Raw genomic sequence first — 15,388 nt, forward strand, 5'->3', positions numbered from 1 at the left:
TGGTGAGTTTGAAAGCCGCTGCGCGGCAAGCGCAACATCTCCGCGCCTCTGCGCCTCTGCGCGAAACACCTTCTCACTAACCTCTTCGCGCCTTAGCGCCTTCGCGTGAATCATATGACCCAGCTCCCCGCATTAGGATCGGCGGGTTTGAGGGTCAGGTCGGGCCGCATCGTCGGGCCCAAAGCGCGGATGCGGTCCTTGATGTGGGCGGGGCGGGGGCCTTCGTCGGTCTGGGTCGCCTCGATCAGGTAGGGGACGTTGACGCGGCGGGCGCCTTCCTCGGCCTGGAGGATCGATTCGCCAGATACGCCGACGTCGACCGCGTCCTCGATGTGGCGCGACCAGCCGTTGCCGGTCCACCAGACGACGTCGCCAGTGGGAAGGTCGTTTCCGGTCAACAGCTTCATGCGGCGGCGTCCTCTGCTACGCGGGCCCAGCGGGCGAGTTTGTCTTCTGCATCGGACAGTTCGACGACTTCGCCGACGACGATGATCGCGGGGCTCTGCACCGCTTCACGCGCCACCATCGCGCCGAGATCGGCGAGAAGCGTGCGGATCGCGCGTGAACCCTTGAGCGTGCCGCGTTCGAGAACGGCGACGGGCATGTCCGGCGCGACGCCGTCGGCCATCAGCTTGTCTGCGATGTCGGTCGCGGTGGCGATGCCCATGTAGATGACGAGCGTGCGCCCCTGGCCTGCGAGTCCTGCCCAGTTCTGCTCGCTGAGGCCCTTGCACTGGCCTGCGACGAAGCTGACCGCGCTCGAATGATCGCGGTGGGTGAGCGGCAGCATCGCTTCGGCGGCGCAACCCAGCGCAGCCGAGACGCCGGGGATCACCTCGACGGGCAAGCCAGCGGCGCGGACTGCTTCGACTTCCTCGCCGCCGCGGCCGAACACGAACGGGTCGCCACCCTTCAGGCGGATAACGATCGCGCCGGTCTTCACGTGCGCGATGATCAGCGCGTTGATCGCTTCCTGCGGCAGCGTGTGGCGCGCGCGCTGCTTGGCGACCGAGATGCGCTGCGCCGACGGCGGCGCGATGTCGAGCACGCGCGGATCGATCAGGCCGTCATGGACGACGACGTCGGCGGTCTTCAGCGCCTCGACCGCGCGGACGGTGAGGAGACCGGGATCGCCCGGCCCCGCCCCGACGAGGATGACGCGCCCGCGCGCGGTTGGGTCTAGGAGACTTGCCATGCGACCGGAGATGGGCGGCAACGCGCTGCACCGCAACCGAATGATGCTTTGGCGGGAGGTAGGATTGCTTTCCGTGCTCGATCAGTCGTCGGCGAGGCCGATACCGATGCTCGCGCGGGCGCTTTCGGATTCGCTGCTGACGACCGGGTAGGCGCAGTAATCGGCCGCGTAATAGGCGCTCGGACGGTGGTTGCCCGACCAGCCGATCCCGCCGAACGGGGCGCCACTGGATGCGCCGTTGGTCGGCTTGTTCCAGTTGACGATGCCGGCGCGGATGTTCGCCCAGAAGCGGTCGTAGAGCGCCGGCGTCTGGCTGATCAGCGACGCGGACAGGCCGTAGCGCGTGTTGTTCGCCTCGGCGATCGCGGCGTCGAAATCGTCGACGCGGACGATTTGCAGGATCGGACCGAACAGCTCGATGTCTGGGCGGTCGGCGATGTCGGTGACGTCGATCAGCGCAGGTTTCAGGAACGGCAGGTCCGCGACCGGACGTTCGAGATGGCGGATCGCGCGGCCGCCCCGAGTGAGCAGTTCGAGGAAGCTCTCGCTGAGCTGGTCGGCGGCTTCGTTGTCGATCACCGGGCCCATGAACGGGGAGGGGGTCGCGTGCGGTTCGCCGACGATGATCCGGCCGACCATCTTGTCGAGCGTGGCGATCAGCGGGTCGTAGAGCTTCGTGTCGACGATCAGCCGTCGCGCGGCGGTACAGCGCTGGCCTGCGGTGGTGAAGGCGGACTGGATGATCAGCACCGCCGCGGTGTGAAGGTCGGGCGTGTCCCATACGACGATCGGGTTGTTGCCGCCCATCTCGAGCGCGAGGACCTTTTCGGGCTTGTCGGCGAAGGCGCGGTTGAGCGCGAGACCGGTGCGCGCCGAGCCGGTGAACAACAGCCCGTCGATATCGGGATGCGCGGCCAGCGCCTTGCCTTCCGCGGGGCCACCGATGACGAGGCGGATGCACTCCGCGGGGACCCCGGCTGCGCGGAAGCATTCGACCAGGAACGCACCGACTGCGGGGGTCTTTTCCGACGGCTTGAAGACCACCGCATTGCCGGCGATCAGCGCGGGTACGATATGCCCGTTGGGCAGGTGCGCCGGGAAGTTATACGGCCCGAGCACCGCGAGCACGCCGTGCGGCTTGTGCCGGACGGCGATGCGTGTCCCCATCGTCGCCTCCAGCCGGCGCTGCGCGGTGCGATCGGCATAGGCGCTGACCGAGATGTCGACCTTGGCGATGACCGTCTCGACTTCGCCGCGCGCTTCCCAGATCGGCTTGCCCGTTTCGCGCGCGATCAGGTCGGTGAACGCGTCGTTGCGCTGCCGGACGATGTTGGCGAAACGCCGCATCGTCTCGATCCGGAAGGCGAGCGGCTTCGACGCCCAGCTCGACCAGCCGGCACGCGCGCAGGCGACTTCGGCATCGACGTCGCCGACCGGATGACGCCAGAGGACCGCGCCGGTGGCGGGTTCGTGGGAGATGATCTCGTCGGACATGGCGCCGTTCTTGCCTCAAATCTGGAATGATTCCAATTATTCGGCGAGCGCGTCTCCCATGATGCGGATCGCGGCGACTTTGGCGTTGAGCAGCGTCCAGTCGTCGTGTTCGGCAATCGGCGCCCAGATCGCCTCCACTTCGTCGATCAGCATGCTGCACGGTTCGCCCGACCAATAGGCGTGCGAGCGACCCTTGCGCGGTTCGTACGACGCTAGTGCGGCGCGGACGTCGGTCCAGGGTTCGGCGTAGGTGCCGGGAAGGTTTCCCCCGAATGCGTCGAAGAAGAAGCGGTCGATGCCGACACCGGAAGTGCGGAGTGCGCGTTCGGTGGCCTGGACGAGGTCGCGGTCGGTGTCCGGATCGCGCGGGCGAACGCCGAGGCGCCAGAGGATCGCCTGCGTGACTTCGGGTTGGTAGCGCGGGCCGAACTGGTCGAGCGCCGCCACCAAGGGATCGCTGTCGGCGATCTGGCGGAGTGCGACGGCGAGCTGCATCACGTCCCAGTGGATCGCCTCGGGCTGGCGGCCGAATGCGTATAGGCCCTGGTGGTCGAAATAGGCGGCGGTGAAGGCGGGGTCCCAGGTCGGGGCGAAGCGCCACGGGCCGTAGTCGAAGCTCTCGCCGGTGACGTTGATGTTGTCCGAATTGAGCACGCCGTGGACGAACCCCGCCGCCATGTAGCGCGCCGCGAGACGCGCGGTGCGACCGACGACGAGGTCGAGCAGGCGGACCGGGTCCTCGCTGTCCTTGTCGTACAGGTTGCGCAAGGTGTATCCGACGAGTTTGCGAAGGCCGGCTTCGTCGCGTTCGTAGGCGAGGCGCTGGAAGCTGCCGATGCGGACGTGGCTGTGGTTGAGGCGGACAAGGACGGCGGAGCGGGTCGGGCTGGGTTCGTCGCCGCGCTGCAACTGCTCGCCGGTTTCGATCAGCGACAGCGTGCGCGAGGTTGGGACGTTGAGCGCCTCCAGCATTTCGGTCGCGAGGATTTCCCGCACACCGCCCTTCAGCGTCAGACGACCATCGCCGGCGCGGCTCCACGGGGTCTGGCCCGAGCCCTTGGTGCCGAGGTCCATCAGGCGACCGCGGTCGTCGCGCATCTGGGCGAAGGTGAAGCCGCGGCCGTCGCCGAGGTCGGGATTGTAGTTGCGGAACTGATGGCCGTGATAGCGCAGCGCGAAGGGCTGGGCGAGCGTGCCGGGGAGGGGTTCGAACCGACCGAAATGGCGGGTCCACTCGTCGTCGGTCAGCGTGTCGAGACCGATCTGTGCAGCGGCGCGGTCATTGCGGAAGCGGAGCCGAGTCTCGGGGAAGTCGGCGGGGGCGACGGGATCGAAGAAGCCGTCACCAAGGTCAAGGAGCTTTGCTTCGGGGCGATACACTTGCGGGCGGGTAGGCATGCGGCGATATGGTGGCCGCTACCCGAAGGACGCAACCATGGCCGCTTACGAAAACCTCTATTGGTGGTCCAACGACGGGCTGAGACTGCACGCGAGGGACTATCCGGGTGGGGCGGAAGGCCAGCCGCCGATCCTCTGTATGCCGGGACTTACGCGGAATGCGCGCGATTTCGATGCGCTGGCGGCGCGGCTCGCGGGGCGGTGGCGGCTGATCGCGGTGGATTTCCGCGGCCGCGGCGAGAGCGCGTATGCGAAGGATCCGATGTCGTACGTGCCCTTGACGTATGTGCAGGACGTCGAGGCGTTGCTGACCGAACTCGCGATCGACCGGTATATCGCGTTCGGGACGTCGCTCGGCGGGATCGTCACGATGCTGATGGCGGGGCCTTCCAGAGGCCGGATGATGGCGGCGCTGCTCAACGACGTCGGCCCGGAGATCGACGCGCAGGGCCTGTCGCGGATTCGCGGCTATGTCGGCAAGGCGAGCGTGTTCCCGACCTGGATGCATGCCGCGCGGTGCGTTTCCGAGAACAACGCCGACGTCTATCCCGACTTCGCGATCGAGGATTGGCTGGCGATGGCCAAGCGGTTGTACCGGCTGAACAGTTCGGGGCGGATCGTGCTCGACTACGACCTGAAGATCGCCGAGCCGTTCCGCGTGCCGGGCAACGAGGCGGGGCCGGACATGTGGCAGGCGCTGGGCTCCCTTCGCGACGTGCCGACGCTGATCGTCCGCGGTGGGCGATCGGACCTCTTGTCGGCGGCGACGGCGGAGCGGATGGCGGCGTCGCTCGACCACGCGGAACTGGTGACGGTGCCGGGCGTCGGCCATGCGCCGACGCTGAGCGAGCCGATGCTGCACGATTCGATCGACGGGTTGCTGGCGCGCGCGCTTGAGGGGGCCGCGATCCGCGCTTAGGGGAGGGCGGGGCCGCGCACCGCTGGCCGATAATCTGCTGATAATCCGGGATACTTGATGACCGAACTCTCCGACGCCCACACGACCGTCCGCCCGCTCAAGGGCCGCCGCGCGATCATTACCGGGGGCACCACGGGGATCGGCCGGGCGATCGCAGTGCTGCTCGCGGCGGAAGGGGCGAAGGTCTTTATCTGCGGCCGCGACGAGCGCTATCTTCAGGACGCGCTCGCGCGAATCCGCGAGGTCGGCGAAGGCGACGGCATGATCACCGAACTCGCCGATCCCGACAAGGTCCGTGCGTTTTTCGACGCGGGCGATGCGTATCTCGGCGGCTTTGACATCACCGTCGTCAACGCGGCGGTTGCGGCGGGCGGCCTGATGCAGATGAGCGAGGACGAGCTTCGTTACGCGATCGCGGTCGACTTCACCGCGTATTTGCTGAGCGCGCATCATGCCGCACACCGGATGACGCCGATCAGCGACATCGTCATCATCGGCTCGCTGAGCGCGCATATCCTCGGGCCCAGCTCGACCGTGTATGCCGGCATCAAATCGGGCATCGCGGGGTTCGCCGAGGCGCTGCGGCGCGAAGTCGGACCGAAGGGGATCAAGGTCTCGCTGGTCGAGCCGGGCAAGGTCGGGTCCAACATGCAGTATCCGGACGTACCCGACGACAAGCAGCGCCAGATGATCGAGGCGGAGCAGATGCTGCGCGCGGAGGACATCGCGGTCGGGGTGGAGTTTTTGCTGACGCAGCCGACGCGAACGGTGATCCAGCAGATCGTGATCGTGCCCCGGGCGCTTGAGGGGGAGTAATCTCTCTCACCCATTCCAACCTCCGTTCGTGCTGAGCGAAGTCGAAGCACCTTCGCGTGGGGCACACCCTTCGACTTCGCTCAGGGCGAACGGAAAAGGGGGCGGGCGAACGGGGAGCGCATGAAAGACCAGATACCCAAGGAGAATAGCATGTTCGATCAGCTCGTCTTCACCCCCGCCGACATCGACCTGTCGCGCTCGCCGCTCGCGGGCAAGGTCGGCGCCGAGACCTATGTGCTCGGCGCGTTCAATCCGGGGATGACGCGGCTGGCGAACGGCAATCTGCTGCTGATGGTGCGCGTGGCGGAGGCGCTGAAAAAGCCGATCAAGGACGGCAACGTCCACGCGATCCGCTGGGAAGACGGCGCGTATGTGCTCGACGCTTGGCCGCTGGCGATGGTCGATACGAAGGACCCGCGGAAATTCCTGATCCCCGGCGGCGGGTGGAAGGTGATGGCGCTGACGTCGTTGTCGTGGCTGCTGCCGGTCGAGCTCGATGCCGAGGGGCGCTCGGTCGTTGCGGTGCATTACGACAGGGCGATCGCGCCGCGCACGTCCTACCAATGCTACGGCGTCGAGGATGCGCGGATCTCCAAGGTCGGCGACCGCTATCTGATGACCACCTGTTCGGTCAGCCCCGAGCGGCATTCGACGACGCTGTATACGTCCGCCGACGCGCTCGACTGGCAGCTCGAGGGGATCGTGCTCGATCACCAGAACAAGGACATGCTGATCTTCGAGGGCCTGATCGACGGGCAATATTGGGCACAGACCCGCCCGCTCGGCGACCTATATTTCGCGTATCCACCGGGGAGCGAATGGCGCGCGGGGCCGTCGATCAACCTGTCGCGCTCGCCCGACGCGTTGCACTGGAAGCCGCATGACAAGCCGGGGATACGGCCGCATTCGGCGACGGTCTCGACTGCGCGGATGGGGGGCGGGGCGCCGCCGATCCTGACCGATCGGGGCTGGCTGACGCTGTGGCACGGGGTGGAGCCGTCGGGCGTGGTCGGGATCTATCGGACGTATTGGTCGATCCTCGACAAGGACGATCCGTCGATCACGGTGGCGACCGAGCACGCCGCATTGCTGGAACCGAACCCCGCGCTGACCGAGCCGCTGAAGGACGCGATGTATCTCGACAACGTCGTCTTCACGACGGGGATCGCGGATGCCGGGGACTTCTATGTCGTGGCGAGCGGCGAGGCGGACCTCGTGTGCCGGATCACGCATATCCCGAAGGACGTGTTCGCGGCGGCATAAATCCTCCCCCGCCAGGGGGAGGTGGCAGGCCCTTGCCTGACGGAGGGGGAGGACACGGAACAGATGTTTCGCCGTCCTCCCCCTCCGTCACCTTCGGCGACACCTCCCCCTGGCGGGGGAGGATTGCGTCAGAGTGCGAGGTCGGGGCTGCGGTCTACCTTTACGCGGGTTGCGGCGGGCTTGGGCTGCGTCGCGATCTGCACCGCGGGCGACGGTACCGTCAGTTGCAGCGTTTCCGCAGTCGACGCCCAGGTCTTGGCGATCGCCTCCGGATTGTCGTTCAGCGCAGTGCCATAGCTCGGCACGATCTCGCGGATCTTCGCCTGCCATGCGGGCGTCGCGAGGTGGTTCGCGAACACCTTCTTCAGCAGATCGAGCATGATCGATGGTGCGGTCGACGCCCCCGGCGACGCGCCGAGCAATGCGGCGATCGAGCCGTCCTTCGACGCGACGATCTCGGTGCCGAGCTTCAGCACGCCGCCCTTCTTCGGATCGCGCTTGATGATCTGGACGCGCTGCCCCGCCTGCCACAAGCGCCAGTCGCCGTCCTTCGCGCCCGGGAAATATTCGCGGAGTGCCGTCATCCGGTCCGCGTCGGACATGATGAGCTGGCCCGCGAGATACTCCACCAGGTCGAAATCGTCCCAGCCGACCGCGATCATCGGCCGGAAATTGTCGAGCGTCACCGACGCCGGCAGATCGAAATACGAGCCTTCCTTGAGGAACTTGGTCGAGAAGGTCGCAAACGGCCCGAACAGCAAGGCCTGCTTGCCGTCGAGATAGCGCGTGTCGAGATGCGGCACCGACATCGGCGGCGAGCCGACCGCGGCCTTGCCGTAGACCTTCGCCAGATGACGCTGCGCGACGTCGGGCTTGTCGGTGACCAGGAACGAGCCGCCGACCGGGAAGCCGGCATAATCGTCGGCCTCGGGAATCCCCGACTTCTGCAGGATCGGCAGCGCGCCACCGCCCGCGCCGGCGAACACGAAGCGCGCGTTGATGATCTGCTTCTCGTCGCTCTTCATGTTGCGCGCGGTCACGCGCCAGCGCTTGTCGGGGCTGCGTTCGAGCGCGCGCACCTCGTGCCCGGTGGTCAGTCTGAAGCCCGGCTGCGCGGTCATCGTCTTGATATACTGGCGCGTCACCTCGCCCCAGTTGCAGTCGGTGCCGAGCGGCGAGCGCGTCGCGGCGAGCTTCATCGTCGGGTCGCGGCCCTGCATCATCACGGGCACCCACTGCGCGATCTGCTTGGGATCGGTCGAGAATTCCATGCCCGAGAATAGCGGGCTCGCCTGGAGAGCGGCGTGGCGCTTGCGCAGGAACGCGACGTTGGCATCGCCCCATACGAGATTCATGTGCGGGGTCGAGTTGATGAACGACCGCGGGTTGGCGAGCATGCCGGCCTTCACCTGGTGGCTCAGGAACTGGCGGGTGACCTGGAACTGCTCGTTGATCTCGATCGCCTTTTCGATCTCGACCAGCCCGTCGGCCTTGTTGACCGGCGTGTAGTTCAGTTCGCACAGCGCCGAGTGACCGGTGCCGGCGTTGTTCCAGCCGTTCGAGCTCTCCTCGGCGACCTTGTCGAGGCGCTCGACCAGTTCGATCGTCCAAGTCGGTTCGAGCTGGTGGAGCAGCACGGCGAGCGTCGCGCTCATGATGCCGCCGCCGACCAGCAGCACGTCGACGTTGCGCTCGGTGGTGGCGGCGTCGGCGGCGGCGAGCGGCAAAATCGCCGCGCCGCCGGCGGTGGCCCCTGCCGCGATCGCCGAGCCGAGAAGGTTACGCCGGGTTACGCCGACGCCGGTGTTGACCGCATCGTCTTTGGAGGAATCTTGCATTGTCGTGCCTCATCGTTGCGGCTTGGCGCGACTTGTCCCGACGCTGTGAAAGCAGAGGGGACAGGCGTCCAACACCGGATTGTCGTTCCGGCCGCGTAATGATACGGATCGACAGAGGAACCATCGACCGAGCGCGACCGCTGCTCGAAATCCTCGTCCAACTCTCTGGAAGTCTTGGGGTATCGCTCCGCTGCTTGGTGCGCGAAGCTGTCTGCCCGGCGCACATGGCATCGCGCCGTCACTTTCGCAAGTCGGTCTGCCGTAACGTCAACCGGGCGGCTCCCTTGAAAGCAGGCGGGAAAATCGGCATCGGTCGGCGATGGCCGCTCCCGTGAACATCCTCCACCTCCACTCCTCGTTCGACCTTGGCGGCAAGGAGGCGCGGGCGGTGCGATTGATGAATGCGTTCGGGGATCGCGCGAAGCACACCATCGTCTCGGGCGTGCCCGACGCCCTGAGCGCGCGGGACTCGATCGCCGAGGGCATCCGCTACGAGATCGCACAGAACCCGCCGCCGCTCACCGGCAAGCCCTCGGTCAAGCGCTACGAGGCGATCGCGCAGTATATGCGGCGGTTCGACCTTGTGCTGACGTACAATTGGGGCGCGATCGACGGGGTGATGGCGCGGCGGGCGTTCGGGAAGGGCGCGCCGCCGATCGTGCATCACGAGGACGGCTTCAACGCCGACGAGGCGGGCGGGCTGAAGATCGAGCGCAACATCTACCGTCGGCTCGCGTTGGGCGCGGCGCATGCGCTGGCGGTGCCGTCCGAGGTGCTGGAGGGCATCGCGCTGAACACCTGGAAACAGCCGCGCGAGCGGGTCCACCGGATCGTCAACGGGATCGGCACGGCGTATTACGCGCAGAAGCCTGAGCCCAAGGCAATTCCGGGTTTCACCCCCAACGCCAAGGAGGTCGTGATCGGCGCGCTGGCGGGCCTGCGCGAGGTGAAAGACCTGACCGCACTGGTGCGTGCAGTCGGCGGCGTGTCGGGGCGGGTGCGGCTCGTGATCGTCGGCGAGGGGCCGGAGCGCGCGAACATCCTCCAGGCCGCCGCGGCGATGGGCATGGCGGACAAGCTGGTGCTGCCCGGATTCCTTGATCGGCCATACCGCTATATCGGCCATTTCGACATGCTGGCGGTGTCGTCGCGGAGCGAGCAGTTCCCGATCTCGGTGGTCGAGGCGATGGCGGCGGGGCTGCCGATCGCGAGCTATCCGGTCGGCGATATCAAGCGCATGGTTTCGCCGGAAAACCTGCCGTTCGTGACCGACATCGCCAACGAGGTTCGGTTGCGCGACGCGTTGCAGGCGCTGGTGTCCGATCCGGCGTTGCGGGCGTCGGTCGGCGCTGCCAATCAGGCCAAAGCGCGGGCGGAATTCGACGAAGCGGTTATGATCGCGCGCTATCGTGCGCTCTATGAGGATGCGCTCGGGCGACCCGGCGCGCTGACCTAGGTCTTAATATTGCTCGCGCGCTGCGTCCTTGCGATATAGGGGGCCGTATTTTCCGGGAGAGGTGACGTCGTGTTCAAGGGCCTGAAGCCTATCGTCTATAACGGTCGCGAAGTGTGGCCGCTGGTGGAAGGCGGCAAGGGCGTCGCGGCGACCAACCACGCCTCGGCCGGCGCCTGGGCTGCGGCCGGCGGCATCGGTACGGTGTCCGCGGTCAACGCCGACAGCTACGATCCCGAAGGCAAGATCATCCCGCAGGTCTACAGCGCGCTGACCCGGCGCGCGCGGCATGAGGAGCTTGTCGAATACGCGATCGAGGGCGCGGTCCAGCAGGTCGAGCGCGCGTACGAGATTTCGGGCGGCAAGGGCGCGATCAACATCAACGTGCTGTGGGAAATGGGCGGCGCGCAGCGAATCCTGCACGGCGTGCTCGAGCGCACCCGCGGCAAGGTCGCCGGTGTCACCTGCGGTGCGGGCATGCCGTACAAGCTGTCCGAGATCACCGCGTCCTACGGCGTCAGCTACCTGCCGATCGTCAGCTCTGGTCGCGCCTTCCGCGCGCTGTGGAAGCGTGCCTATTCGAAGGCGGCCGAGTGGCTGGCCGCGGTGGTGTACGAGGATCCGTGGCTTGCCGGCGGGCACAATGGCCTGTCGAACGCCGAGGACCCGCTGAAGCCGCAGAACCCGTATCCGCGCGTGAAGGAACTGCGCGACGTGATGCGTGAGGGCGGCATCTCCGACGACGTGCCGATCGTGATGGCCGGCGGCGTCTGGTATCTGCGCGACTGGAACGACTGGATCGACAATCCCGAGCTCGGCACGATCGCGTTCCAGTTCGGCACCCGGCCGCTGCTCACGCGTGAAAGCCCGATCCCCGAGGGCTGGAAGAATGCGCTCACTCAGATCGAGGAAGGCGACGTGCTGCTGCACAAATTTTCGCCGACCGGGTTCTACTCGTCGGCCGTGCGCAATCCGTTCCTGCGCTCGCTCGAAGCACGCTCGGAACGCCAGATCGCGTTCTCGACGCAGGAGGCTGGCGACCACGTCTTCCAGCTCGACGTCGGCGTGAAGGGCAAGAACTTCTGGGTGACGCGCAACGACCTGCTGCGCGCGCGCCAGTGGTTCGGCGAAGGGCATACCGATGCGCTGAAGACGCCGGACAACACGCTCGTGTTCGTCAGCCCGAACGAGAAGGGCATGATCCGCAAGGATCAGGCCGATTGCATGGGCTGCCTGTCGCAATGCTCGTTCTCGAGCTGGGCGGATACCGAGACGAACTCGACCGGGCGCCTCGCCGATCCGCGCAGCTTCTGCATCCAGAAAACGCTGCAGGACATCGCGCATGGTGGGGACATCGACCAGAACCTGATGTTCGCGGGTCATGCAGCGTATAATTTCAAGAAGGATCCGTTCTACTCGAACGGCTTCGTGCCGAGCGTCGGTCAGCTGGTGGATCGGATCCTAACCGGGGATTGAGGTCGGAGGCTTGAGACGGGAGGCTGTCGGCGCCCGTAAAAAAGACCGTCACCCCAGCGAAAGCTGGGGTATCACCGTGTGACTCCGGTCGCGTGCCACGAGAGATACCCCAGCTTTCGCTGGGGTGACGGGGTAGGGGCTGGGGCAACAGTCCCGACGGGGGCTTTCGTGAGCAACAGGAACCGCAAATGACACTTCATGCATGGTGGCTGTTCGTGGTCGCGATCGTGCTGCTCTGCGGGACGCCGGGGCCCAACATGCTGCACGTCATGACGCGCAGCGTGGCATTCGGCGCGCGGCGTAGCATGGCGGCGATGGCCGGATGCCTGACCGCGCTGGTGCTCGTGCTGGCGGCGTCGGCGGCGGGCGTGTCGGCGCTGCTGGCGGCGTGGCCGCGGGTGTTCGACGCGTTGCGCTATGCCGGCGTCGCGTATCTGATCTTCCTCGGCATCAAGGCATGGCGCGGGGCGGGGCAGGGCGATGGCGCGCCGATCGACGTCGGCAAAGACACGATCCCTTCGACGCCATCGGCCAGGCGCCTGTTTCGCGGCGGCTTCGTGATCGGGATCAGCAATCCCAAGCTGCTGCTGTTCGCCGCCGCCTTCCTGCCGCAGTTCGTCGATCGCGCCGCGCCGCAGCCACCGCAGTTCGCGATCCTGGTCGCCACCTTCGCGGTGGTCGAGAGCATCTGGTACGGCGTCTACGCGGTCGGCGGACAGGCTCTGGCCAGGCATCTGACGCGACCGGCGTTACGGCGCGTGTTCGACCGGGTGACGGGCGGGATTTTCGTCGGTTTCGGCCTCGCGCTGCTGCAGGTGCGAATGTAGCGCACCGGGATCGCCATTGCCGTTTCGGGCGAGCGCGCGCATAGTCGTGCTATCGCGACGCTTCGTACGGGCAGGTCGCGACTGAGAGATGCTTTGCGCTCCCGCTCCGAGCCGGGAATGCTGCATGACGATCTATTCTTACCCTGCACCCGCGGCGATCGCGTCGTGACGACGAGCACCGATACGGTCGTGCCGATCTCGCGCGCGGTCAACGTCAGCGTCGAACAGGCTCAGGTCATCACGATGTGCAAGAAGCATGATGCCACGATCAGCGCGATCGAGACGCTGCCGTCGGGCGGAACGCGGGTGGTGCTGATGAACAGCGCCGACGCTGCCAAGATCATCAAGGCGTTCGGGTCGAAAGTGCTGACCGGAACGGTCGCGCGGACCCACTGGATGCGCGCCATCTGATAAATCCCCCTCCCGCAACGGGAGGGGGATTGTCGTTCGGGTCGGCGCGTTCCGATCAGTCCGCGACGGTGCCGACGACAGCGCCGCCCGCGCCGCCAACCGCGGCACCCTTCTCGACGCTGCCACCGGTCGCAGCCGCAACGCCTGCGCCGCCGGCGGCACCGATGCCTGCGCCCTTGAGCGTCGAGCATGCGCTCATCGAGACGGCGGACGCGAGCAGCAGGGCGGAAACGGCAAACTTCTTCATTGTGGAAACTCCATCTTCTCCGGGGGTTCCCATCAAATGCTGCACTGCGGGATCTGTTCCCGGAAATTGATGCAGATTATATTTTGCGGTCTCCGCTAGTCTTCACGCCCAGCCGTCGAGCACCTGGTCGGGCGGGCGGTGGCCATCGGCCCACATCCGGATGTTCTGGATGACGCGTTCGCCTGACGCCACCCGGCCCTCGAGCGTGGCCGAGCCCATATGCGGCAGCATGACGACGTTGGGCAGCGCGAGCAGTCGCGGATCGATGACCGGTTCGTGCGCCCAGACGTCTAGCCCGGCACCCGCCAGCCGGCCGTTCTCCAGCGCGTCGACCAGTGCGCCCTCGTCGACGATGCCGCCGCGTGCCGCGTTGATCAGGTAGACGTGCGGGCGCATCAGCCCGATCCGGCGTGCATCGAGCAGGTCGCGGCTTTCGGCGTTGAGCGGCGTGTGGATCGTGACGATGTCGACGCTGCCGAGCATGTCGTCGAGCGAGGCATGGAAGGTCGCCGCCAGTTGCGCCTCGCGGACCGCGGGCAGGCGGGTGCGGTTATGATAATGGATCGTCAGCCCGAACGCGCGCGCTCTCAGCGCGACCGCCTGGCCGATCCGCCCCATGCCGACGATGCCGAGCGCCTTGCCGCCGATCCGGTGGCCGAGCATCCCGCCCGGGCTCCACCCCTTCCACTGGCCGGAACGGACGAGCTTCTCGCCCTCGGCGAGGCGGCGCGGGACGGACAGGATCAGCGCCATCGTCATGTCCGCGGTATCCTCGGTGAGCACCCCCGGCGTGTTGGTGACGATGATCCCGCGCGCGCGCGCCGCCTTCAGGTCGATATGGTTCACACCCGCGCCGTAGTTGGCGATCAGCTTCAGCCGGTCGCCCGCGCCGGCGATCAGGTCGGCATCGATGTCATCGGTGACGGTCGGCACGAGCACGTCGCACTCGGCCATCGCGGTGGCGAGCTGGTCGCGCGTGAGCGGCGCGTCGGCGCGGTTGTTGCGCGTGTCGAACAGCGCCTCCATGCGATCCATCAGCGTGTCGGCCAATTCGCGCGTTACGACGACCCTGGGGTTCGGACAGCGGCGTGTGTCGATCATCGCAACGGCTTGGCGAACGCATCCCCACGCGTCAACTTGGTTGAGGAACGCAGCCGGTCGCGATAGGACGGGATTCGCCTGTTAGGACATGATCATGCGCATTTTCGCCACCGCGCTTTCCGCCACCGCGCTTTCCGTCAGCGCCGTCGCCCTTGTCGGCAGCGCGATGCTCCCCGATCCGGCGTCCGCTGCCGATGCGGTGAAGCGGACGGTGCCCTATTATGCTTCGATCTCGGCGACGCGGGCGCGGATGCGGACCGGCCCGGCGCGAACCTATCCGGCGAGCTGGCTGTACCAGCGCCAGGACCTGCCGATCAAGGTCGTCGCGATCTTCAAGGAATGGCGCAAGGTCGCGGACCCCGACGGCACCGAGGGGTGGATGCAGGCCAATCTGCTGAGCGGCACGCGCACCGCCGTCGTCCGCGGTTCGGTACCGGTCGACCTGCGCGAGAAGCCCAATGCCGGCAGCCGGCTGCTCTGGCGCGCCGCACCCGGCGTGGTCGGGCGGCTGAGCCAGTGCGGCAATGGCTGGTGTCGCATGGACGTGAAGGGGCAGGCGGGCTTCGTCGAGATCGGCGGGTTGTGGGGAGTCGAAGCCGACGAGACGCTTCCCTGACGGTTCTGCCGGTCAACATCGTTCGCGATGACCTGACTCAACCGGACGTGATCGCGTCGATCACGCTGCATCTGCGGGGGGCGCATGCGAACTCGCCACCCGGCGCGGTCTTCGCCCTGTGGATACCGCCTTCTCGCGCTACTATACGCGCAAACTATAGTCCCTGATCGACGCTCGGCACCTTTGCGCAATCCTCCCCCGCCAGGGGGAGGTGGCGCGAAGCGACGGAGGGCGAGGAACACGGAGCAGAGGTTACCCTTTCCTCCCCCTCCGTCTGGCAAGCGCCAGCCACCTCCCCCTGGCGGGGAAGGATACGAGCGCTCAACGACGCCAG

15 protein-coding genes are annotated in these 15,388 nt (G+C 66.8%); 8 read left to right on the top strand and 7 right to left on the bottom strand.

Annotated elements, in window-relative coordinates; translation table 11 throughout:
* Positions 1-110 precede the first annotated feature (110 nt).
* The 4 genes from VH567_RS15130 to VH567_RS15145 all read right to left on the bottom strand — a co-directional run bounded on the left by VH567_RS15130 (position 111) and on the right by VH567_RS15145 (position 4,087).
* On the bottom strand, positions 111-407 hold the full coding sequence (locus VH567_RS15130; RefSeq protein WP_353435548.1) for a DUF2849 domain-containing protein: 297 nt from the start codon (positions 405-407) through the stop codon (positions 111-113).
* Positions 404-1,195 (bottom strand): uroporphyrinogen-III C-methyltransferase, encoded by a 792-nt coding sequence (gene cobA, locus VH567_RS15135; protein WP_423327075.1) that lies wholly within the window; start codon positions 1,193-1,195, stop codon positions 404-406. Before cobA ends, VH567_RS15130 begins: the two co-directional genes overlap by 4 nt.
* A gap of 81 nt (positions 1,196-1,276) precedes the next feature.
* Positions 1,277-2,689, bottom strand: coding sequence for a succinylglutamate-semialdehyde dehydrogenase (astD, locus tag VH567_RS15140; protein ID WP_423327076.1), 1,413 nt, complete (start codon positions 2,687-2,689; stop codon positions 1,277-1,279).
* A 36-nt stretch (positions 2,690-2,725) separates the two neighbouring features.
* On the bottom strand, positions 2,726-4,087 hold the full coding sequence (locus tag VH567_RS15145) for a protein adenylyltransferase SelO (RefSeq protein ID WP_423327077.1): 1,362 nt from the start codon (positions 4,085-4,087) through the stop codon (positions 2,726-2,728).
* Positions 4,088-4,124: 37 nt separating this feature from the next.
* On the opposite strand from VH567_RS15145, the gene VH567_RS15150 reads away from it, so the two are divergent.
* The 3 genes from VH567_RS15150 (at position 4,125) to VH567_RS15160 (ending at position 7,085) form a co-directional block, all read left to right on the top strand.
* On the top strand, positions 4,125-5,006 hold the full coding sequence (locus VH567_RS15150) for an alpha/beta fold hydrolase (RefSeq protein ID WP_423327078.1): 882 nt from the start codon (positions 4,125-4,127) through the stop codon (positions 5,004-5,006).
* Between the two features lie 57 nt (positions 5,007-5,063).
* Positions 5,064-5,822 carry an SDR family oxidoreductase gene (locus tag VH567_RS15155; protein WP_423327079.1) on the top strand — a complete coding sequence of 253 codons (759 nt, stop codon included), beginning with the start codon at positions 5,064-5,066 and terminating at the stop codon, positions 5,820-5,822.
* Between the two features lie 150 nt (positions 5,823-5,972).
* Positions 5,973-7,085 (top strand): glycosidase, encoded by a 1,113-nt coding sequence (locus VH567_RS15160; protein WP_423327080.1) that lies wholly within the window; start codon positions 5,973-5,975, stop codon positions 7,083-7,085.
* Between the two features lie 128 nt (positions 7,086-7,213).
* On the opposite strand, the gene mqo is transcribed toward VH567_RS15160, so the two are convergent.
* Positions 7,214-8,923, bottom strand: a complete 1,710-nt coding sequence (mqo, locus tag VH567_RS15165; RefSeq protein WP_423327081.1) for a malate dehydrogenase (quinone) — start codon at positions 8,921-8,923, stop codon at positions 7,214-7,216.
* 319 nt (positions 8,924-9,242) lie between these two features.
* Between mqo and VH567_RS15170 the strand changes: the two genes are divergently transcribed.
* From VH567_RS15170 to VH567_RS15185, 4 genes are all read left to right on the top strand, one after another.
* Positions 9,243-10,379, top strand: a complete 1,137-nt coding sequence (locus tag VH567_RS15170) for a glycosyltransferase (RefSeq protein WP_423327082.1) — start codon at positions 9,243-9,245, stop codon at positions 10,377-10,379.
* A gap of 69 nt (positions 10,380-10,448) precedes the next feature.
* Positions 10,449-11,852, top strand: a complete 1,404-nt coding sequence (locus VH567_RS15175) for an NAD(P)H-dependent flavin oxidoreductase (protein ID WP_423327083.1) — start codon at positions 10,449-10,451, stop codon at positions 11,850-11,852.
* A 188-nt stretch (positions 11,853-12,040) separates the two neighbouring features.
* Complete coding sequence (locus VH567_RS15180; RefSeq protein ID WP_423327084.1) at positions 12,041-12,679, top strand: LysE family translocator; 639 nt, start codon at positions 12,041-12,043, stop codon at positions 12,677-12,679.
* Positions 12,680-12,844: 165 nt separating this feature from the next.
* Complete coding sequence (locus VH567_RS15185) at positions 12,845-13,090, top strand: hypothetical protein (RefSeq protein ID WP_423327085.1); 246 nt, start codon at positions 12,845-12,847, stop codon at positions 13,088-13,090.
* Between the two features lie 55 nt (positions 13,091-13,145).
* Here the strand turns inward: VH567_RS15185 and VH567_RS15190 are convergent, their stop codons facing one another.
* Positions 13,146-13,337: a hypothetical protein gene (locus tag VH567_RS15190; protein WP_055879018.1), complete on the bottom strand. Its 192-nt coding sequence runs from the start codon at positions 13,335-13,337 to the stop codon at positions 13,146-13,148.
* Positions 13,338-13,439: 102 nt separating this feature from the next.
* Positions 13,440-14,438 carry a 2-hydroxyacid dehydrogenase gene (locus VH567_RS15195; protein WP_423327086.1) on the bottom strand — a complete coding sequence of 333 codons (999 nt, stop codon included), beginning with the start codon at positions 14,436-14,438 and terminating at the stop codon, positions 13,440-13,442.
* Positions 14,439-14,532: 94 nt separating this feature from the next.
* On the opposite strand from VH567_RS15195, the gene VH567_RS15200 reads away from it, so the two are divergent.
* A complete protein-coding gene (locus tag VH567_RS15200; RefSeq protein WP_423327087.1) occupies positions 14,533-15,054 on the top strand; it encodes an SH3 domain-containing protein in 522 nt (173 codons plus the stop codon).
* Positions 15,055-15,388 lie beyond the last annotated feature (334 nt).

The organism is Sphingomonas sp. 4RDLI-65 (genome assembly GCF_049472435.1).
Lineage (GTDB): Bacteria > Pseudomonadota > Alphaproteobacteria > Sphingomonadales > Sphingomonadaceae > Sphingomonas.